Source organism: Mycobacterium bulgaricum (assembly GCF_041287165.2).
Taxonomy (GTDB): Bacteria; Actinomycetota; Actinomycetes; order Mycobacteriales; family Mycobacteriaceae; genus Mycobacterium; species Mycobacterium bulgaricum.
Genome location: NZ_JBGGKV020000005.1, coordinates 262849 through 283135, shown reverse-complemented (window position 1 = coordinate 283135; position 20287 = coordinate 262849). Strand labels below are relative to the sequence as shown.

Annotated in this window: 20 protein-coding genes; 13 read left to right on the top strand and 7 right to left on the bottom strand. The window is 67.5% G+C overall.

Annotated features, from left to right (window positions below; genetic code table 11):
* Nucleotides 1-43: 43 nt before the first annotated feature.
* Both ACAG24_RS16520 and ACAG24_RS16515 read left to right on the top strand, forming a co-directional pair.
* Complete coding sequence (locus ACAG24_RS16520; protein WP_370473863.1) at nucleotides 44-1624, top strand: FAD-binding oxidoreductase; 1581 nt, start codon at nucleotides 44-46, stop codon at nucleotides 1622-1624.
* On the top strand, nucleotides 1621-2535 hold the full coding sequence (locus ACAG24_RS16515; protein WP_370473625.1) for a diacylglycerol kinase: 915 nt from the start codon (nucleotides 1621-1623) through the stop codon (nucleotides 2533-2535). Before ACAG24_RS16520 ends, ACAG24_RS16515 begins: the two co-directional genes overlap by 4 nt.
* Here ACAG24_RS16515 and ACAG24_RS16510 read toward each other — a convergent pair.
* From ACAG24_RS16510 to ACAG24_RS16500, 3 genes are all read right to left on the bottom strand, one after another.
* Nucleotides 2507-3019, bottom strand: coding sequence for a DUF3145 domain-containing protein (locus ACAG24_RS16510; RefSeq protein ID WP_370473626.1), 513 nt, complete (start codon nucleotides 3017-3019; stop codon nucleotides 2507-2509). The genes ACAG24_RS16515 and ACAG24_RS16510 overlap by 29 nt on opposite strands.
* Before the next feature lie 138 nt (nucleotides 3020-3157).
* A complete protein-coding gene (locus ACAG24_RS16505) occupies nucleotides 3158-3982 on the bottom strand; it encodes a serine hydrolase domain-containing protein (RefSeq protein WP_370473627.1) in 825 nt (274 codons plus the stop codon).
* Nucleotides 3983-3994: 12 nt separating this feature from the next.
* Nucleotides 3995-5077, bottom strand: a complete 1083-nt coding sequence (locus tag ACAG24_RS16500; protein WP_370473628.1) for a class I SAM-dependent methyltransferase — start codon at nucleotides 5075-5077, stop codon at nucleotides 3995-3997.
* 105 nt (nucleotides 5078-5182) lie between these two features.
* On the opposite strand from ACAG24_RS16500, the gene ACAG24_RS16495 reads away from it, so the two are divergent.
* Complete coding sequence (locus ACAG24_RS16495) at nucleotides 5183-6268, top strand: S-(hydroxymethyl)mycothiol dehydrogenase (RefSeq protein ID WP_370473629.1); 1086 nt, start codon at nucleotides 5183-5185, stop codon at nucleotides 6266-6268.
* Nucleotides 6265-6888: an MBL fold metallo-hydrolase gene (locus ACAG24_RS16490; RefSeq protein ID WP_370473630.1), complete on the top strand. Its 624-nt coding sequence runs from the start codon at nucleotides 6265-6267 to the stop codon at nucleotides 6886-6888. The genes ACAG24_RS16495 and ACAG24_RS16490 overlap by 4 nt, the downstream gene beginning before the upstream one ends.
* Here the strand turns inward: ACAG24_RS16490 and ACAG24_RS16485 are convergent.
* Nucleotides 6885-7622, bottom strand: coding sequence for an SHOCT domain-containing protein (locus ACAG24_RS16485; RefSeq protein ID WP_370473631.1), 738 nt, complete (start codon nucleotides 7620-7622; stop codon nucleotides 6885-6887). The two genes, ACAG24_RS16490 and ACAG24_RS16485, sit on opposite strands and share 4 nt — an antisense overlap.
* A 65-nt stretch (nucleotides 7623-7687) precedes the next feature.
* Here ACAG24_RS16485 and ACAG24_RS16480 point away from each other — a divergent pair, with 65 nt between their 5' ends.
* The 3 genes from ACAG24_RS16480 to ACAG24_RS16470 all read left to right on the top strand — a co-directional run bounded on the left by ACAG24_RS16480 (nucleotide 7688) and on the right by ACAG24_RS16470 (nucleotide 10784).
* Nucleotides 7688-8767, top strand: a complete 1080-nt coding sequence (locus tag ACAG24_RS16480) for a class I SAM-dependent methyltransferase (RefSeq protein ID WP_370473632.1) — start codon at nucleotides 7688-7690, stop codon at nucleotides 8765-8767.
* 92 nt (nucleotides 8768-8859) lie between these two features.
* Entirely contained in the window at nucleotides 8860-9579 is a 720-nt protein-coding gene (locus ACAG24_RS16475; protein ID WP_370473633.1) for a YciI family protein, read from the top strand.
* Nucleotides 9576-10784, top strand: coding sequence for an RNA polymerase sigma factor (locus ACAG24_RS16470; RefSeq protein WP_370473634.1), 1209 nt, complete (start codon nucleotides 9576-9578; stop codon nucleotides 10782-10784). The genes ACAG24_RS16475 and ACAG24_RS16470 overlap by 4 nt, the downstream gene beginning before the upstream one ends.
* On the opposite strand, the gene ACAG24_RS16465 is transcribed toward ACAG24_RS16470, so the two are convergent.
* A complete protein-coding gene (locus tag ACAG24_RS16465; RefSeq protein ID WP_370473635.1) occupies nucleotides 10781-11866 on the bottom strand; it encodes an NAD(P)H-dependent amine dehydrogenase family protein in 1086 nt (361 codons plus the stop codon). The genes ACAG24_RS16470 and ACAG24_RS16465 overlap by 4 nt on opposite strands.
* 34 nt (nucleotides 11867-11900) lie before the next feature.
* On the bottom strand, nucleotides 11901-12416 hold the full coding sequence (locus ACAG24_RS16460; RefSeq protein WP_370473636.1) for a hypothetical protein: 516 nt from the start codon (nucleotides 12414-12416) through the stop codon (nucleotides 11901-11903).
* 130 nt (nucleotides 12417-12546) lie between these two features.
* Between ACAG24_RS16460 and ACAG24_RS16455 the strand changes: the two genes are divergently transcribed.
* Genes ACAG24_RS16455 through ACAG24_RS16435 form a run of 5 tightly spaced genes read left to right on the top strand, consistent with a single transcriptional unit; the run spans nucleotide 12547 to nucleotide 18295 of the window.
* Entirely contained in the window at nucleotides 12547-14088 is a 1542-nt protein-coding gene (locus tag ACAG24_RS16455) for an ABC transporter substrate-binding protein (protein WP_370473637.1), read from the top strand.
* A gap of 2 nt (nucleotides 14089-14090) precedes the next feature.
* The gene (locus ACAG24_RS16450) at nucleotides 14091-15038 is read left to right on the top strand and encodes an ABC transporter permease (RefSeq protein ID WP_370473638.1); all 948 of its coding nucleotides are present in this window, start codon (nucleotides 14091-14093) and stop codon (nucleotides 15036-15038) included.
* Nucleotides 15035-15931, top strand: coding sequence for an ABC transporter permease (locus ACAG24_RS16445; protein ID WP_370473639.1), 897 nt, complete (start codon nucleotides 15035-15037; stop codon nucleotides 15929-15931). Before ACAG24_RS16450 ends, ACAG24_RS16445 begins: the two co-directional genes overlap by 4 nt.
* Complete coding sequence (locus ACAG24_RS16440; protein WP_370473640.1) at nucleotides 15928-17526, top strand: dipeptide ABC transporter ATP-binding protein; 1599 nt, start codon at nucleotides 15928-15930, stop codon at nucleotides 17524-17526. The genes ACAG24_RS16445 and ACAG24_RS16440 overlap by 4 nt, the downstream gene beginning before the upstream one ends.
* A gap of 28 nt (nucleotides 17527-17554) precedes the next feature.
* Nucleotides 17555-18295 carry an SDR family NAD(P)-dependent oxidoreductase gene (locus ACAG24_RS16435; protein ID WP_370473641.1) on the top strand — a complete coding sequence of 247 codons (741 nt, stop codon included), beginning with the start codon at nucleotides 17555-17557 and terminating at the stop codon, nucleotides 18293-18295.
* Here ACAG24_RS16435 and ACAG24_RS16430 read toward each other — a convergent pair.
* Nucleotides 18262-18849: a TetR/AcrR family transcriptional regulator gene (locus tag ACAG24_RS16430; protein ID WP_370473864.1), complete on the bottom strand. Its 588-nt coding sequence runs from the start codon at nucleotides 18847-18849 to the stop codon at nucleotides 18262-18264. The two genes, ACAG24_RS16435 and ACAG24_RS16430, sit on opposite strands and share 34 nt — an antisense overlap.
* Nucleotides 18850-19032: 183 nt before the next feature.
* On the opposite strand from ACAG24_RS16430, the gene ACAG24_RS16425 reads away from it, so the two are divergent.
* Nucleotides 19033-20238: a cytochrome P450 gene (locus ACAG24_RS16425; RefSeq protein WP_370473642.1), complete on the top strand. Its 1206-nt coding sequence runs from the start codon at nucleotides 19033-19035 to the stop codon at nucleotides 20236-20238.
* Nucleotides 20239-20287 lie beyond the last annotated feature (49 nt).

The following is a 20287-nucleotide window of genomic DNA, read 5'->3' as shown; positions in this document are numbered from 1 at the left end:
GTAACGCATGACTGTGGCCGATGCCCATCCCAGCGACCCGCCGATGCAGTGGAACGCATGGGGCGACCCGGCGGCGGCCAAGCCGCTCTCCCCCGGTATTCGGTCGCTGCTCGACCAGGCGTTGGGAATCGAGGGCGCCCACGCCGAGGAGCCCACACTCGAACAGGTCCGGCTTCGACCGTCGGCACTGTCGGGGGCCGACCGCGACGGGTTGAGCGCGATCGTCGGCGACGCACACGTGACGGTCGACGACCGCGCCCGGCTGCTGCGCGCGGGCGGCAAGTCGACCCTGGATCTGTTGCGCCGCAGAGACTTCGGAGTCCAGGACGCACCTGACGCGGTGCTCGTTCCCGGCACCGAGGGCGACATAGCCGAGATTCTCCGCTATTGCGGCGACCGCAGCATCGCGGTCGTGCCGTTCGGGGGCGGAACCAGCGTGGTCGGCGGGCTCGACCCGGCGCGCGGCGACTTCAAGGCCGTCATCTCATTGGATCTGCGCAGGCTCGACCAACTGCACTCCCTCGACGAGGTGTCGTGGGAGGCGGAGCTCGGCGCCGGGCTGACCGGTCCGGAAGCCGAGCGGCTGCTCGGAGAGCGCGGCTTCTCCCTCGGACACTTCCCACAGAGCTTCCTGTTCGCGACGATCGGTGGTTTCGCCGCGACGCGCTCCTCCGGCCAGGATTCAGCCGGCTACGGCAGATTCAACGACATGGTGCGCGGCCTGCGCGCCGTGACCCCGGCCGGCGTGCTGGATCTCGGCCGCGCACCCGAATCCGCTGCCGGCCCGGATCTGCGCCAGCTGCTGATCGGGTCGGAGGGCACTCTTGGCATCATCACCCGCGTCCGCGTCCGCGTACATCCGGTGCCCGAGACGACGCGCTACGAGGCGTGGTCGTTCCCTGACTTCGCGACCGGTGCCGACGCGCTGCGCGCCGTCGTGCAGACCGGTGCCGGCCCCACGGTGATCCGGTTGTCCGACGAGGCCGAGACCGGGGTCAACCTCGCGACCACGGAGAGCATCGGCGAGCAGACACACACCGGCGGCTGCCTGGCGATCACGGCGTTCGAGGGCACCGAATCGCACGTGGCCAGCAGACATGCCGAGACCCGGGACCTGCTGGCCGCCAAGGGCGGAACATCCCTGGGCGAAGGGCCCGCGCGGGCCTGGGAGCACGGCCGGTTCAACGCTCCTTACCTGCGCGATGCCCTGCTGTCGGCGGGCGCCCTGTGCGAAACGCTGGAGACCGCCACCAACTGGTCCAACGTGCCCGCGCTCAAGGCCGCCGTCACCGAGGCGCTGACGCGATCACTGGCCGATTCGGGAACGCCGGCGCTGGTGCTGTGCCACATCTCGCATGTGTATCCGACCGGCGCCTCGCTGTACTTCACCGTCGTCGCCGCACAGCGGGGAAACCCGATCGAGCAGTGGCGCAACGCGAAAGCCGCCGCGTCGGACGCGATGGTGCGCACCGGCGCCACGATCACCCATCATCACGCGGTGGGCGCCGATCACCGGCCATGGATGCGCGACGAGATCGGCGACCTCGGCGTCGCGGTGCTGCGGGCCGTCAAGGCCGCGCTCGATCCCGCCGGAATCCTGAACCCGGGCAAGCTGATTCCATGACACGCGTGACGGTGCTGACCAACCCGGCGTCGGGGCACGGCAGCGCACCGCATGCCGCCGAGCGGGCGATCACGCAGCTGCACAAGCGCGGCGTCGACGTCGTCGCGATCGCGGGCCGCGATTCCGCCCACGCACGTCAGCTGGTCGAAGGCGCCCTGGAGCGCGGCATGGACGCGCTCGTCGTCGTCGGCGGCGACGGCATCATCTCGCTGGCTCTGCAGGTGCTGGCGCAGACCGACATTCCACTCGGTCTGATCCCGGCGGGCACCGGCAACGACCACGCCCGCGAATTCGGTATCCCCACCAGGGAGCCCGAGGCTGCGGCCGACGTCATCGTCGACGGGGTCACCGACGAGGTGGATCTGGGCCGCATCTCGGGCGCAGACGGTACCGACAGATGGTTCGGCACCGTGATGGCCGCGGGCTTCGACTCGCTGGTGACCGACCGGACCAACCGGATGACGTGGCCGCACGGCCGGATGCGGTACAACCTGGCGATGGTGGCCGAGATCTCGAAGCTGCGGCTGCTGCCGTTCCGGCTGTCGTTCGACGGCGGCGCCGAGGTCGACACCGAGCTGACGCTCGCCGCGTTCGGCAACACGAAGAGCTACGGCGGCGGAATGAAGATCTGCCCCGGTGCTGATCCCAGGGACGGGCTGCTCGACGCGACGATGGTGGCCTCGGCGTCGCGCACCCGGTTGATCCGGTTGTTCCCGACGGTGTTCAAGGGCACGCACGTCGACCTCGCCGAGGTGAGCACGAAGAGGGCGCGCACTGTCACCGTGGAATGCCCCGGGATAAATGCCTACGCCGATGGCGAGTACGTGTGTCCTCTTCCCGTGGAGGTGTCCGCGGTACCCAGGGCGCTCAAGATCCTTCGGCCTAGCCGACTCCCCGGCTCAGCCAGCTGACCTCGGCGCCCTCGCCACCGTCGCGGTAGGCCTCCAGGGCCTCGTCCCAGGCGGTGCCGAGCACCGAATCCAGATCAGCCGCAAGCATGTCGGCACCACCGGCCATCAGGGCCCGCAGTCGCATCTCGCCGACCATCACGTCGCCGTTCGCGCTCATCGCGCCGCTCCACAGGCCGAGTTGCGGCGTGTGGCACCAGCGGTGCCCGTCGACGCCGCTGCTGGGGTCCTCGGTCACCTCGAAACGCAGGACCGACCACGAGCGCAGCGCGTTTGCCAGCTGACCTCCGGTGCCGACCGGCCCGACCCAGTTGGTGACGGCGCGCAGTTGGCCGGGCATCGCCGGCTGCGGGGTCCACTTCAGATTCGCCCTCGAGTTGAGGGTCGACGACAGAGCCCACTCCACATGCGGGCACACCGCAGCGGGTGAGGCGTGGATGTACACCACGCCGGTCGTCGCGTCGGCGAATTGGTTCGCTGCACGCATCCTCTACTCCTTCGGTTCCACGAGGGACGTCTTCCCCAACGACCTGGTGGTTTCCGAGCAGCAGATGATTCAGCCGAACCGGTTGTATAAAATTTTGTGACTCGCGGGTCTATTGTGCCTCGTGAGACGTGTGTTGCGCTAGTCCGCCCCGAACTCTCTTAGGACTTCATCAGACAGCGCAGGCATCACCGAATGCGCCCACTCCCCGAATTTGCGGTCGGTCAGCACCACCAGAGCGAGCGCGGCGGCAGGATCGACCCACAAAAATGTCCCTGACTGGCCGAAATGACCGAACGTGCGTGACGAGTTGGCCGAGCCGGTCCAGTGCGGAGATTTGCCACCGCGGATCTCGAATCCGAGGCCCCAGTCGTTCGGGCGCTGAACGCCGAACCCGGGCAGGACACCGTCGAGTCCAGGGAACTGCACGCCGGTCGCCTCGGCATGCATCTGCTCGGACACCGTGACCGGCGCGAGCAGGTCTCCGGCGAACGCGACGAGATCGTCGACGGTCGACGTCACCCCGTACCCCGCGGCACCGTTTCCCCCGTCGAGCTCGGTGTCGGTCAGCCCGAGCGGCTCGAAGACCGCCTCGGTCAGGTAGGTGGCGAACGAGATCGACGAACCGGCCTCGATCGCCTCGGCGAGCGCGGTGAAGCCGTAGTTGGAGTAGATACGCCGCGTGCCCGGTGCGGCGATCACCTTCGACGACGTCATCTCATAGCCGGCGGCATGGGCGAGCAGATGGCGCACCGTCGCGCCGGGCGGGCCTGCCTGCGCGTCCAGTTCGACGGCGCCTTCCTCGACGGCCACCTGTGCTGCGCGAGCGACAAGCGGCTTGGTCACCGAGGCCAGCGGGAAGCGCCGGCCGCCGTCGCCGTGGCGGCTCAGAACACCGGACGGCCCCACCACCGCAGCAGCGACGGTGGGGACCGGCCAGTCGTCGAGGACGTCGAGTGCGCTCACAGGGAGATGAGCCTACTTGCGGGCGATGTAATAGAAGTTGATCGGATCGGAGTCGATCTCACGCACCTCCACGTCCCCGAACCCGGCATCGGAGAGCATCGACAGGGCCAGCTCGCGGCCCCAGCATGTCCCGAGCCCGTCACCATCGAGGCCCAGCGACACGCTCATGCAGTGCATCGTCGACACGGTGTAGAGGTAGGTGGCCAGCGGCACGCCCACGTTCTCCTCGACGCGGCTCGACGATTTGATGTCGACCATCAGGAACGTGCCCCCGGGGCGCAACGCCCGGTGGATGTTCTCCAGCACACGGCCGGGGTGCGCCTGGTCGTGGATGGCGTCGAAGGCGGTGATCACGTCGAACACCTCGGCTTCGCCGTACTCGGCGACGTCGCATGCCTGAAAGTCCGCGTTGCCCAGCCCGAGCTCGCGGGCCTCGCGCACGCCAGCGCCGAGCCCCTCGTCGGAGAAATCGATACCGACGAAACGACTGGCGGGGAATGCCTGAGCCATCACGTTGACGGCATGTCCACTGCCGCAACCGAAGTCCGCGACATCGGCGCCTGCCCTCAGGCGTTCGGGGAGGCCGTCGACCATCGGCAGGATGCCGTCGACGAGCGCGGCATCGAACACCTCGCCGCTCTGCTCGGCCATCAGCCTGTGAAACCGCGGATACTCGGAGTAGGACAGGCCGCCGCCGTTGCGGAAGCAGTCGATGACCTTCTGCTCGACCTCCCCGAGTAGCGGGATGAACTGCGCCAGGCAGGCGAGGTTGTCCGGGCCGGCCGTCCGTGTCAGCACGGCCGCGCGCTCCTGGCCGAGCGAATACGTCAGGGCCGCAGCATCGTAAGCCACGATGCGAGCAGCAACCATGCCGCCGAGCCACTCCCGCACATAGCGCTCGTTGAGGCCTGCCGCATCGGCGATCTGGGTGCTGGTGGCGGGCGGCAGCGTGGCCATGGTGTCGAACAGCGCCGTCTGATGGCCGATCGACAGCAGCAGCGCGACGCTGGCGGCGTCGATGGTTCCGACGATGCGTTGCGCGAAGTCCTCGGTGGACTCGTCGGTGAGCGCCGCGTTCTCGTTCACAGTTGTCATGTCGATGACGGTAGAGACAACCCGGTTCGCGCTCGTCAAATTTCGACGGATGGACAACCGTTTGGACAATGTTCCAACTCCCGGTCGACCCATTAGGGTTGGGGCATGTCTCAGACGGTGCGCGGTGTGATCTCTCGTTCGAAGGCTCAACCGGTCGAGGTGGTGGACATTGTCATCCCCGACCCCGGCCCGGGCGAGGTGGTCGTCGACATCCAAGCCTGCGGCGTGTGCCATACCGATCTGACCTACCGCGAGGGCGGCATCAACGACGAGTTCCCGTTCCTGCTCGGCCACGAGGCCGCAGGCATCGTCGAGGCCGTCGGTGCGGGCGTCACCAACGTCGAACCGGGCGACTTCGTGATCCTGAACTGGCGCGCCGTATGCGGCCAATGCCGCGCCTGCAAACGCGGCCGCCCGCATCTGTGCTTCGACACCCACAACGCCGCCCAGAAGATGACGTTGACCGACGGCACCGAGTTGACCCCGGCGCTGGGCATCGGCGCCTTCGCCGACAAAACCCTCGTCCACGAAGGCCAATGCACCAAGGTCGACCCTGCCGCCGACCCGGCCGCAGCGGGCCTGCTCGGCTGCGGCGTCATGGCAGGCCTCGGTGCAGCCATCAACACCGGCGCGATCAACCGGGACGACACCGTCGCGGTGATCGGCTGCGGCGGCGTCGGTGACGCCGCGATCGCCGGTGCGCGCCTGGTCGGCGCCAAGCGCATCATCGCCGTCGACACCGACAACCGCAAACTCGACTGGTCACGTGAATTCGGCGCCACGCACACGATCAACGCCACCGAGTTGGATGCGGTCGAGACGATTCAGGATCTGACCGACGGCTTCGGCGCCGACGTCGTCATCGACGCCGTCGGCCGTCCCGAAACGTGGAAACAGGCGTTCTATGCGCGCGACCTCGCCGGAACCGTCGTGCTGGTCGGCGTACCGACACCGGACATGACGCTGGAGATGCCGTTGATCGACTTCTTCAGCCGCGGCGGGTCTTTGAAGTCTTCGTGGTACGGCGACTGCCTGCCCGAACGTGACTTCCCGACCCTCATCTCGCTGCATCTCCAAGGCCGCTTTCCCCTCGACAAATTCGTCTCCGAACGCATCGGCCTCGACCAGATCGAAGACGCCTTCCACAAAATGCACGCCGGTGAGGTCCTGCGCTCGGTGGTGGTCCTGTGAGCTCGATCGAGCGTCTCGTCACCAGCGGCACCTTCGAACTCGACGGCGGCAGCTGGGACGTCGACAACAACATCTGGCTCGTCGGCGATGACAAGGAAGTGATCGTCTTCGACGCGGCCCACACCGCCGACCCGATCATCGAGGCTGTCCGCGGCCGTCACGTGGTCGCCGTGGTGTGCACGCACGGACACAACGATCACGTGACAGTTGCGCCGCAGCTCGGCCGAGCCCTGGACGCGCCGGTGCTTCTCCATCCGGCCGACGAGGTGCTGTGGCGAATGACGCACCCGGACAGCGAGTTTCGCACCGTGAACGATGGCGAGACCCTGCACGTCGCCGGCACCGAGATACGCGGGCTCCACACGCCGGGGCACTCCCCCGGCTCGGTGTGTTGGCACGCGCCGGAGCTCAACGCGGTGTTCAGCGGGGACACCCTGTTCCAGGGCGGGCCAGGCGCGACGGGTCGGTCGTTCTCTGACTTCCCGACCATCCTCGAGTCGATCTCGGGGCGCCTCGGGACGTTGCCAGGCGAGACCGTCGTCTACACCGGACACGGCGATACGACGACCGTCGGTGAGGAGATCGTGCACTACGACGAATGGGTCGCGAGAGGCAGCTAACCGTCCAGGACGCGCCGCTTCTCGGCTTCGAATTCAGCCTCGGTCAGCGCGCCGGAGTCGCGTAGGGCGGCCAGCGTCTTGAGCTGTTCGACCCGCACCCCGTGGTCGGTGGGTTGGTAGCTGGCCACCGGCGGCGGCGTCGGGCCGGGCCATGTGGGCCCGTCGAGACTGATGGGCGCGCGCGGCGGCTGCGGGGTGCGCCCCGCCCGAGACCGCCAGGTCAGCGCGGCAGCGAGCCCGGCGATGCCGGCGGCAAGAGCGGCACCGAAGGCCCACGGCATCCACCCCGGCGCGCTGTCCCGCCCGAAGGCCAGCTGCGGGTTGATATAGCCGTTGACCTCTCCCCCGGTGTCGATGTCGTAAACGCCTGCCTCGAAGACCTCAAGTGCCCACACCCGCACGCGCACATCGTTGTTCACCGACGTGACCGAACCGTCCACCTGGGTCAGGACCGGATCGGGCAGTCCGTTCCGGCCCGCGATGCTGATCCGCAGCGGGGGGACGGGGAATCCGCCGCCGGAGGTGCCTGTCACGGCCGTGTGGAAATTGACTGTCACCTCGCCGGCGGGCAGTTCGACGCTGCCCGATCCGGGAATCGGGACTTCGCCGTAGGCGTCGAAATCGTCGAATACCAGAGCGCTGAGCACCAACGACACGATCAGCCCTCCGCCGCCGACGACCAGCAGGCACACCGCGGCGATGGCGGCGATCCGCGGCCCCAGGCGTCCTTTCACCCGCGAAGTGTTTCACGGCCTCACGTTCGGCGGCGCGTTTGCCGCACGGGTATTACCGTCGGAGGATGGCTGAGTCGAGCATCGTCGTGCGGCCGGAGCCGACGGACAGCGGCTCCTACAGCGCCGCCACCCGGCTTCAGGCTCCCGGACTCACCCCTGCGATCGCCGTATTCGAGAAGGCCGCTGCCGAGGTGCCGATCCCCAAACCGCCGCAACCGATCGTGATCGCCGACTACGGTGCGTCCAACGGACTGAACTCACTGCTGCCGATCGGCGCGGCAATAGCCGTGCTGCGCAAACGAACCCGCCCTGACCATTCGGTGCTGGTCGCACATACCGACCGTCCGGACAACGACTTCTCCGAGATGTTCGCCAACCTGGAGAACGATCCGGACGCCTACCTACGCAAGGACCGGGCAACGTTCGCCTCCGCCGTCGGCAGGTCCTTCTACTCCCAGATACTGCCGTCGAACAGCGTCAATCTGGGGTGGAGTTCGTGGGCGATCCACTGGCTCAGCCGGGTCCCCTGCGGCATCGGGGACCACATCCAGGTCAACCATTGCTCCGATGAGAAGGTGCGATCGGCGTTCGCCAGGCAGGCGGCGCATGACTGGCACGAGTTCGTCGCGTTCCGTGGCCGCGAACTGTGTCCGGGCGGTCGGCTGGTGGTGATGACGATGGCGATCGCCGAGGACGGCGAGTTCGGCTATCGGCCGCTGCTCGCGGCGATCGTGGACGCGCTGGCCGAGCTGGTCGGCGGCGGGCTGATCACCGACAGCGAAGTGGCCGCCATGTGCATTCCCACGGTCGGGCGCCGCGCCGCCGATTTCGCGGCGCCGTTCGCTCCATCCGGACGGTTCGAGCAGCTGGCCATCGACCACGTCGAGGTTTTCGACGGCGAGGACCGATTCTGGAACCGGTATCGGATCGACGGCGACGCACGGGCTTTCGGCGCCAAATGGGCCGAGTTCGCGCGGGTCGCGGTGTTCCCGGCGCTGCTGGTGGCGCTCGAAGACGATGCACCCTCTCGCGCGGCAGAGTTGTTCGACCGCCTCGAGGCGGGCGTCGCCGAGCGCCTTGCCGCCGCGCCTGAACAGATACAGATCCCGCTCGCGCACGTGGTTCTGGTCAAACGGGCGAAATAGCCGGACCCCGCATGTAGAGATCCGCCGCGCTCGTTCGTCGTCTCGGTAGGGGCGCTGACGGCGACGCCCACAACTAGGAAGGATCGATCGACATGCATTACTTGGCCCTGCTCTACTGGCGCGAAGACCCGGCGACGGCCGACCCCCAGAGCCCGGAGTTCGCCGCGGACGTGGCACGGTATGCAGCCTTCGACGAAAAGGCGGGCGCAGCCGTTGTCGGCGGCGGCGCGCTGCACCCGTCCTCCGACGCGATCTCGGTGCGTCCCGGGCCGGCCGCACCTCTGGTCACCGATGGGCCGTTCACCGAACAAGCCGAGGTGATCGGCGGCATCATGGTGCTCGACTGCCAGAATCTCGACGACGCACTCGAGGTGGCCGCCCAGATTCCCGCGGCGAGCGACGACGGTGGCGCCGTCGAGCTGTGGCCGATGGTCGAGTTCCACCAGCACGAGGGTGCACAGGCCGACTGGTGGGCCGCCCTGCTGTACGAACCGCAGGATGCGGCGCTCGAGCCCTCGTCCACCGAGTGGCAGGCAGGCGTCGCAGAACACGCGAGATTCGGTGCTACACACGGAGATTCACTACGCGGTGGAGGCGCCCTGTATCCGCCACAGACGGCGACGACCGTCCGCGTCCGGGATGCCAGGATGCTGATCACCGATGGTCCGTTCAGCGAGACGGCGGAGATCGTCAACGGACTCTATTTCATCGCCGCGCCGAACCGTGACGACGCTGTCGCGGTCGCTGCACAGATCCCGATCGGCCCGAAGGGCGGCGTCGAGGTGCGCCAGGTCGTCGACATGACCCAGTGAGCGTCGGCCGCGTCTACCGGGACGAGTTCGGGCGTGCCGTCGCGACGGTCGCCCGGCTCGTCGGCGACGTGGGCCTGGCCGAGGACGCGGTGCAGGACGCGTTCGCCGACGCGCTGCGTTCCTGGCCGGCGACGGGGACACCGGACAACCCAGGGGCATGGATCACGACGGCGGCGCGCAATCGCGCTCTCGATCGTCTGCGGCGTGAGTCTCTGCGCGCCGGAAAAGAGGCGGGAGCGTCTCTGCTGCAACCCCCGCCGGTCGACGAGGAGGTGCACCCCGTGGCGGACGACCAACTGCGGCTGATGTTCACGTGCTGCCATCCGGCCCTGTCCCCGCAAGCCCGTGTCGCTCTCACGCTGCGACTGGTCTGCGGGTTGAGCACTACGGAGATCGCGCGCGCCTTCCTGCAGCCGGAAGGCACCGTCGCACAACGCCTCACGAGGGCGAAGGCCAAGATACGGGCTTCGCGGATTCCGTTGCGCGTGCCGCCTGCTCACCTGCTGCGCGACCGTATCGACGATGTTCTCGCGTGCATCTACCTGGTCTTCGCGGAAGGCTATTTCGCGTCCGCGGGCGAGGACGCCGTGCGCACGGAGTTGTGCTTAGAAGCGGTGCGACTCGGTCGGCTGCTGTGCGACCTGATGCCCGACGAGGCCGAGGCTCACGCTCTGCTGGCCCTCATGCTTTTCGACGACAGCAGGCGGGGGCAGCGCTCCGATGCGTCCGGCGAGCTGGTGACGCTGGAGGAGCAGGACCGCAGCAAGTGGGATCGTCCGTCGATTGCGCAGGCGGTGAACCACTTTCGCCGTGCGGCGTCACTCGGCGGCGGCCCGTACCTCGCGCAGGCCGCCCTGGCCGCCGCCCACGCGACGGCCCCGACGTGGGAGGCGACGGATTGGAGGTACATCGTGGCGGCCTACGACAAGCTGCTCTCGTGGTCGCCTTCGCCGGTGGCTCGGCTCAATCGCGCTGTCGCACTGGGATTTCTCCACGGCTTCGAGGCGGGGCTCGACGAACTCGACACGCTGTCCACCGATCCGCGTGTCGCGGAGGGACATACGCTGGCGGCAGCGCGCGCCGACATGCTGCGCCGGCTGGGACGCTCGTCGGAAGCCGCAGTCCAGTACCGGCTGGCCATCAGCCGTGTACAGAACAGCCAGACCCGGCGATTCCTGCAGCGCAGGCTTGACGGTCTGGCCTAGCGAATCGTCCCGACTCCCGGGATCAGAGGCAGGTCCAGCGCGGTGACCCAGCCCGGCGACAGGTCGTTGACTGCAGGTACGGCGTTGAGGGCGCGCAGTCCGGTGGCCAGGCACCCGGCGGCCGCGGCGTCGCGTCCCGAACCGTCGGTGAACCGGAACGCCGTCTCCTGGAAGATGCTCGGCGTGCCCTCGATGTCGACCCGGTAGACGTCGTTCTCGTTTCCGGACGGCCAGTCCGGTGCGGCGTCGTTTCCGATCCGGTTGACGTGCTCGAGCTGGATGCGCGTCTCCCCCTGGTACACACCGTTGATCGTGAAGCGGACCGCGGCGACGTTACCCGGCGCGATGATGCCCTTCGCCGTCTTGCGCTCATCGGGTGTCACCCACTTCTCCCACGTCGTGGTGATCTCGTCGAGCATGATGCCCGCCGCGTGCGCGATCATCGGAACTGTTGCGCCCCAGGCGAAAACCAGGATGTCGGGATTCTCCAGCATGGGCTTGAACTCCGGCGGCTTCCCGATGCCCATCTCACGGTCGTAGTCGCCTTCGTAGTTCGTGTAGTCGAGCAGCTCAGACGCGCGGACCTTGCGAACTTCAGAGCACAGACCCATCAGCGTCATGGGGAAGAGGTCGTTGGCGAATCCGGGATCGATACCTGTGGTGAAACACGAGGACTCCCCCAGCTCACAGGCCACCGTGACAGGTTCGATCCAGTTGGGTGGATTCAGGTGCATCGTGGGCCAGATCCAGGGCGTCATCGCGGTGGAGCAGACGTCGATCCCGGCGCGTAGGAATCGCGTGATCAGCTCGATGTTGGCATCGGCGCGCGCGGCAGTGGGACCGTAGTGCACCAGCGCGTCCGGTTTGAGGCCGATCAGCGTGTCGACGTCGTCGGTCGCGATGAGCCCGACATCGCGGCCGAGCCCGCAGATCTCACCGACGTCGCGGCCGACCTTGTCGGGGTTGCTGACCCCGACGCCGACGAGCTCGAAGCGGGGATGTTCGATCACTTCGGCGATCACCATCCTGCCGACGAAACCGGTACCCCAGATCACCACACGCTTCACGTCGGATCCAGCCACGCACAACACCTTTCGTCGAGTCGACAGGCCGAGCTCAGAAGCAGCGTCGCAGGCCGCCCGGCTCACAGATCAACGGGTACCGGTCGACCGGGATCGCCAGCGGCTCTTTGTAGGTCAGTGTGAACGGAATGTTGATGATGCCCGGCGGCATGCCGCAGCCACCGCTGTGAGAGATGCTGCGCGTGCCCGAAGTCTCGTCGAACGTGAACACCTCGACCGTCGGCGCGAAGGTGCCGTCCGGGCATTCCATGCCGTCGTTCTTCGGCGTGGTGAAGCTCCACCTTCCGCCGACCATCCGGGCGTCACCACCGGTGAGGCCGTCCGACGGCCCGACGTGTATCTGGCACGCCACGGGCAGCTCAAGGTTCACCCGCAGGTCTCCGACGGTGGGGACGCACGACGGGTACAGCGTCCACGACCCCGTCTGCCCCTCGGACACATAGTTGTAGACGCCCTCCATCACCGGGGTGTCCGCCTGCGCGGGTCCGGCAGCTCCCACCGCTGTTCCGGTCAGGACGGCGACCGCGGCCAGACCGCGCAGCATTGTCATGCCAGGCAGTATTTCAGCCCCCGGTGGACAAAGTCACGGGTTTGTCGCCCGCCGCGCCAGACGACGCGTTTTACCCGGCGGAGCACCGGGTAGACACCCCGGAGCAGGCTCGAGTCCGGGGTGGTCGCATATGGCGGGAATGGCGGTTCGCGCCGCTGTTCTCGTCATATGTGCCGTCATGGCCGGTCTGACCGGATGCTCGACCGGTGAGCGCGTGAACCTCGGCGAGGGTGCCGGCAGCGGCCTCATCGCCGCGATCGCGGGCGAACCCGATCAACTCGACCCCCACAAAACCTCCGCGTACTTCTCATTCGAGGTGTTGGAGAACGTGTACGACACGCTCGTCGAACCAGACGCCAACCTCGAGATGCGACCCGCGCTGGCCCAGTCGTGGGACGTCAGCCCCGACCAGCTGACCTGGACTTTTTATCTGCGCCCCGGCGTCACGTTCCACGACGGCGCCCCGCTGACCGCCGATGATGTCGTCTTCTCGTACCGGCGGATCATCGACGAGCAGCTCACCAACTCCGACAAGTTCAGCTCGGTGACCGCGATCGAGGCGCCCGACCCGGGCACGGTGGTGCTGCGGGTCGACCGGCCGACGCCGAACATGCTGACCAATCTCGGCGGGTTCAAGGGCATGGCGATCGTGTCGCGCGCCAACGTCGAGAGCGGTCAGATCGCGACGCATCCGATCGGCACCGGGCCGTTCAGCTTTCTCGGGCAGAAAAGTGGAGACTCGATCTCGCTGGGCGCCAATCCGACCTACTGGGGCGGCCCGCCCGGCGTCTCGGGTGTGACGTTCAGGTTCATCTCGGAGCCGTCGACAGCACTGTCGGCACTGCAGGCCGGCGAGATCGACTGGACCGACTCCGTCCCGCCGCAACGCGTCAACCAGCTTCGCGACGACGAGTCGGTGGAGTTGGCGGTCACCCCCAGCAACGACTACTGGTACCTGGCGCTCAACGAGGCGCGCGCACCCTGGGACGACGTGCGTGTGCGCCAGGCAGTCGCGTACGCCATCGACCGCGATGCCATCGTGCAGGCGACCAGCTATGGCACCGCCGCGCAGAACCAGCTCGCGATCCCCGAGGGCAACCCATGGTTCACGCCGTATGACAGGTACAGCTCGGGTGGTCTCGACAGGGCGCGAGAGTTGTTGGAGGAGGCCGACGCTGCCCCGACCGCCCTCGACATGCTGGCCACCACCGAATATCCGGAGACGGTGACCGCGGCCCAGATCATCGCCGACAACCTTGGGCCCCTTGGCATCACGGTGAACATCCGTACGGTCGATTTCGCGACGTGGCTCGATGAGCAGAACTCGGGCAACTTCGACATGCTCATGATGGGCTGGCTCGGCAACATCGATCCCGACGACTTCTACTACGCCCAGCACCACACCGACGGCACAAGCAACGCGCAGAAGTACTCCAACCCCGAGGTCGACCGCCTTCTCGACGAGGGCCGGGTCGATACCGACGAAGCCAGCCGGAAAGCGGTCTACGCCGAGGCGGCGACGTTGATCGCCGACGAGGTCAGCTACATCTATCTGTACAACCCGTCGGTCATCCAGGCCTGGAATCCCGCGTTGTCGGGCTATGAGGCGCGACGCGACGGCGCGGTGCGGTTCCGCGGCGCGACGCTGAACACGGACGGCGGGGGGGCGTAGCCGTGGTCCTCCGGTTCGTCGCACGCCGGCTGCTGTATTCGGCCGTCGTCATGTTCGGCGTCCTGGTGGTGGTCTTCGCGCTCGTACACCTGGTTCCCGGGGATCCGGTGCGGATCGCGCTCGGCACGCGCTACACACCGGAAGCCTATGAGGCGCTCCGGTCGGCCAGCGGTCTCGACCGCCCGCTGGTCTCACAGTTCTTCGGCTACATCGGCTCGGCCCTGACCGGAGATCTGGGTGTCAGCTTCCGCAACGGCGACCCCGTCACCGTCACGTTGCTGGAGCGCCTGCCCGCCACCCTGTCACTGGGTTTCGCCGGCATCGTCATCGCGCTGGCGCTTGCCCTGCCCGCGGGCATCTACTCCGCGTTGCGCGAAGGCAAGATCAGCGACGTCCTCGTGCGGGTCACCAGTCAGTTCGGCGTGTCGATCCCGGATTTCTGGATGGGAATCCTGTTGATCGCGCTGTTCTCGACGGTGCTCGGGTGGCTACCGACGTCGGGATATCGGCCGCTGTTCGAAGATCCGGCTGGATGGCTGCGGCACATCATCCTGCCCGGCGTGACGATCGGCCTCGTCGCAGCGGCGATCCTGACCCGCTACGTGCGATCGGCCGTTCTCGAGGTGGCCGCGTCCGGTTACGTACGCACGGCCCGATCCAAAGGGCTACCGCCGCGGGTGGTGACGTTCCGCCACACCGTGCGCAACGCCCTGGTCCCGATCCTGACGATCACGGGTATCCAGCTGGCGACCCTGCTGGGCGGCGTCATCGTCGTCGAGGTGGTGTTCGCGTGGCCGGGCTTGGGGCGTCTGGTGTTCAACGCCGTTGCAGCTCGCGACTATCCGCTGATTCAGGGCGCGGTCCTGTTGATCGCCGCGTTGTTCCTGGTGATCAACCTGCTCGTCGACGTGCTCTACGCCGTCGTAGACCCGAGGATCCGATTGGGATGACTGTCCACGCCACCGATTCCGACCACGACACCGGCAGGCCGGCGTCGTGGCGACTGCTCGCCCGCAACCCGGTGACACTGGTCAGCTCCGTGGTTCTCGTGGTGGTGGCTGTCGTTGCGGTGACGGCGAATTGGATCGTGCCCTACGGCATCAACGACGTCGACGTGCCCAATGCGCTTGCGCCGCCCAGCAGCTCGCACTGGTTCGGCACCGATGAACTGGGCCGCGACGTACTGTCCCGGGTCCTCGCCGCGACGCAGGCGTCGATGCGGATCGCGGTGGTGAGCGTGGCGTTCGCCGTGGTCGTCGGCGTGGCGGTCGGCCTCATCGCCGGGTACCGCGGCGGCTGGCTCGACACGGTGCTGATGCGTGTCGTCGATGTGATGTTCGCGTTCCCGGTGCTGCTGCTCGCGTTGGCGGTGGTGGCCATCCTCGGGCCCGGGGTGACGACGACGATCCTGGCGATCGGCATCGTGTACACGCCGATCTTCGCGCGGGTGGCCCGGGCCAGCACGCTGGGTGTGCGCACCGAACCGTACGTGTCGGTGTCGCGCGCCATGGGGGCCGGCGACCTGTACATCCTGTCGCGCCATGTCCTGCCGAACATCGCGGGTCCCCTGATTGTTCAGACCTCTCTGTCGTTGGCATTCGCGATCCTCTCGGAGGCCGCACTGTCGTTCCTGGGCTTGGGAATTCAGCCGCCGCAGCCGTCGCTGGGCCGGATGATCTTCGACTCCCAGGGTTTCGTCACGATGGCGTGGTGGATGGCGGTGTTTCCCGGCGCCGCGATCTTCGTGATCGTGCTGGCGTTCAATTTGTTCGGCGACGGGCTGCGCGACGTGCTGGATCCCAAGCAGCGCACCACGATAGAGGCACGGAGGCGGGAACGGTGACCGTCCTGAGTGTCGACGATCTCGGGGTTCGCATCGGCGGGCGCACCATCGTCGACGGAGTGTCCTTCGACGTCGACCGGGAGAAGACCGTCGGCATCGTCGGCGAATCCGGTTCGGGCAAGACGATGACCGTGCTGGCCGCGACCGGTCTGCTGGACGCGCCAGGAGCCCGTGTCTCGGGATCAAGCACGCTGGCTGACGAGGTGCAGCTGGTGGGCGCCACCCAGCGCGTGCTGCGCAGCGTGCACGGTGCGCGGATCGGATTCGTGTTCCAGGATCCCGGCACCTCGCTCAACCCGCTGCTGACTCTGGAACGTCAGATCACGGAATCGCTGGAGACACACCGAGAGCTGACTCGGCGGGCGGCCAAGGCGCGAGCTCTGGAACTGCTTGAGGCCGTCGGATTGCCCGACCCCGACATGCGGCTGCACGCCTACCCCCATCAGCTCTCGGGCGGGCAGCGCCAGCGGGTAATGATCGCGATCGCGCTGGCATGCGACCCCGAGCTGCTGATCGCCGACGAACCCACCACCGCGCTGGACGTCACGACGCAGGCGCAGATCATCGAGCTCGTCCGGACGCTGCAGCGCGACTTCGGCACCGCCGTGGTGTGGATCAGCCACGACCTCGGCGTCATCGGTCAGGTGGCCGACGACGTCACGGTGATGCGGGACGGCGCGGCGGTCGAGCAGGCACCGATCGTGGATGTCTTCGACCACCCCCGCGACGAGTACACCCGAGACCTGTTGGCCGCGCGGCCCGTCCTCGACCGGTCCGGGCCGCCCGCCGTCCCCGACGCGGAGGAACTACTGAAGATCGACGGTCTCGATGTCCGGTTCACCGTGTCCACCCCGGTGGGCCGCTCGACCGTGCACGCGGTCAAAGATGTGTCGTTCCAGATCCGGCGCGGGACGACGCTGGGCCTGGTCGGAGAGTCAGGTTCGGGCAAGTCGACCGTCGCCGCGACGTTGACGGGTCTGGTCACCCCTGACTCGGGTGAGGCGACCTTGGCCGGGGACGACGTCCTGCACGTCAAGGGCGGCGCCGCCAAGAAGATGCGGCGCCGCATCGGGTTGGTGTTCCAGGATCCGTTCGCCTCGCTCAATCCGCGTGCCCGCGTGGACACTTCGATCGCCGAGCCACTGGTCGTGCACAAGCTGGCCGACGGCAAGGACGGCCGACGGCGTCGCGTCGAGGAATTGCTCGACCTCGTAGGTCTGCCGGCCGAATTCGCCCAGCGCTATCCGCACGAGTTGTCCGGCGGGCAGCGCCAGCGCGTCAGCATCGCCCGCGCGCTCGCCGCCGAGCCGGACCTGCTGATCCTCGACGAGGCAACCGCGTCTCTGGACGTCTCCGTTCAGGCTCGGGTGCTGGACCTGTTGCTGCGCTTGCAGTCAGATCTCGGGCTGACATATCTGCTCATCGGTCACGATCTGGCCGTCATCCGGCGGCTCAGCCATCAGGTGCTGGTGATGCGCGACGGCGGCGTCGTCGAGAACCGGCCCGCCGACGAGTTGTTCGCCTCGCCTGAACAGGAATACACCCGGCACCTCCTGGCGGCCGTGCCGCCGGTGAAACCACGCGCCGCCGTCTGATCCGATACCCCATGAGAAAGTCATGGGCATGAGTCAACTGAGCGGCAAGGTCGCACTGGTCACAGGGGCGTCGGCGGGGTTGGGTGCCGCCACGGCAAAACTTTTCGCGCAGCGCGGCGCGACCGTCTTCGGCATCGCACGGGACGCCTCCCGCATGGCCGAGGTGTTCGCCGACATCCCGAACGGGCGCTTCGCGTCGGTCGACGTGACGTCCTCGGAGGCGTGCGCGCAGGCGGTCGCCGACTGCGTCAACCAGTTCGGCAGGCTCGACGTGCTGGCCAACATCGCCGGCTACCACAAGATGCGGCACACGGTGTCCGTCACCGACGACGACTGGACGGCCGATCTCTCGGTGAATTTGAACGGGCCGTTCTTCCTGTGCCGCGCGGCGCTGCCCCATCTGCTGGAGACGGGCGGAAACATCGTCAACGTGGCGTCCATCGCCGGGGTCGAGGGGGAGGTCTATTCAGCCGGCTACTGCGCTGCCAAGCACGGGCTGATCGGCCTCACGCGTGCGCTGGCCGTGGAGTTCACCAAGGAGAAGTTGCGCGTCAACGCGATCTGCCCCGGCGGGATGCCGACCGCGCAGAGCACCGAGTTCGAGGCGCCGGAAAACGCCGACTGGGATCTGATCCTGCGGATCGCCTCACCGCGCGGGTTCATGGAGACCGAGGACGTCGCCAAGACGATCGCATTCCTTGCCAGCGACGACGCTGCCGCGGTGCACGGCGCCATCTATCGGGTGGACAACGGCAAGGGCGCCGGCTGAACTCGATGCCGGGCGGTCGGCTCCAGGAGAAGGAACCGCTGCAGCATCGCGCGTTCGGTGTCGGGGTCCTCGATCGGCCAGAACAGCAGTGACAGAACAACCCGAACGATCCATTGGGCCGCCTGGGAATCGCCGTCGGCGATACCGGTGAGTTCCGTTGCCAGAGCCGGAGGAATCGGCGACGTACCGATCCATGCCAGCTCTCCCCTGCGCATCGAGTTCAACAGCGTGCGTCCGAGCGGATCGGCCCGGATTCGGTCGAGTGCGACCAGCACCGCCGTGACGGTGCGCTCGTCACCGCGCAGCCCGTCGACTGCGGCACGCACCGATTCGATGATCCGTTCCGCCTCCCGCAGGAGCACCACTTCTCGGATCTGGGCCTTGCCTCCCACATGACGGTAGATCGTCGCCCGCGAACAGTGCACCTTCTGCTGCAGCGTGGGGATGTCGAACGCCTCCAGCCCGTGCCGGACTATCAGCTCGGTGGCCGCCGAGTAGATGCGTTCGGCGGCTTGGGCACGCCGGTCACCGATCAGCCAGTCGCCCTGCGCCACCCGCTCCTCCTTGAGATGCTTGCGATCGCGAATCTCAGCTTGAGACATTCTGCGCGCGAAATCTCGGCATCGCAGGTGTTCGGCGCACCGCGGTGAGACGTCCTGCGCTGGGGTGGTCGGTCCCCGGTTTCGACTTTGACATCCTCGTTGACACGCCGCGAGACCAGGCCGTTGTCTGAGGCGATGACCGATCTGGGTGCGGCGCTGTTCGACGAAGAATTCCTGCAGGATCCGTATCCGCTGTACGCGCGCATGCACGCCCGCGCGCCACTGCACCGCGTCGCCGACTCGGACTTCTACGTGGTCTGCGGGTGGGATGCCGTCACCGAAGCGCTCGCACGCACCGAGGACTTCTCGTCGAATCTCACCGGGGCGATGAGAGTTCAGCCCGACGGCACCGTGGGCCTGCTGCCGATGGACGGTCTCGGCAGTCCCTCCCACGCGCTCGCGACCGCCGATGACCCGGCACATGCCGTCCACCGCAGAATGCTTCTTCCCCAGTTGTCCGGCCGACGTATCCGCGCCCTCGAGGCGTACGTCACCGACACGATGGACGAACTCTGGAGCGGTGTCGCCGGCGACCGCGTGGAATGGATGAGCACCGTCGCCAACCGGCTGCCGATGATGGTGGTGTGCCACCTGATCGGCGTCCCCGGCGTGGACGTCGACCGGATCACCGCCTGGGCGTACGCGAGCACCCAGATCCTCGAAGGTCGCGTCGACGATTCAACGCTGGCCTCCGCCGGTGCCGCAGCGCTCGAACTAGGCGCCTACATTGCCGGGCACATGACCGATGTGGCCGACGACCCGCCTGACAACCTTCTCGGCGTGATCGCAACAGCCTGCGCCGCAGGCGAATTGGAGTTGGTGACCGGTTTGGCGATCATGCTCACACTGTTCGGGGCCGGCGGTGAGTCGACGGCGTCGCTGATCGGATCCGCGGTGGGAATCCTGGCCACCCGGCCCGAACTGCAGAGCGAGCTGCGCGCCGATCCCGCGCGTATCCCTGCCTTTCTGGAAGAGGTGCTGCGCTACGAGCCACCCTTCCGCGGCCACTACCGCCACGTCCTCACCGACTGTGACCTGGCCGGTGCGCGCCTCCCCGAAGGCTCTCGCCTCCTGCTGCTGTGGGGAGCCGCCAACCGGGATCCCGCCCATGTCGACGATCCCGACGAATTCCGGATCGATCGCCCGGACAGCAAGGCACACCTGGCTTTCGGCAGAGGCGCACACTTCTGCGTCGGGGCGGCGCTGGCCCGACTGGAGGCAAGGATCGTTCTGCAACACCTGCTGGAACGCACGTCGCATGTCGAGATGGCCGAACCCGGCAGGTGGCTGCCGAGCCTGCTGGTGCGTCGACCGGAGAAGCTGCCACTGCAGATCAAATAGGTTTGCAGCAACGTCTTGGCATTCTGTGCAGAACGGCCTTGGAGAGGTT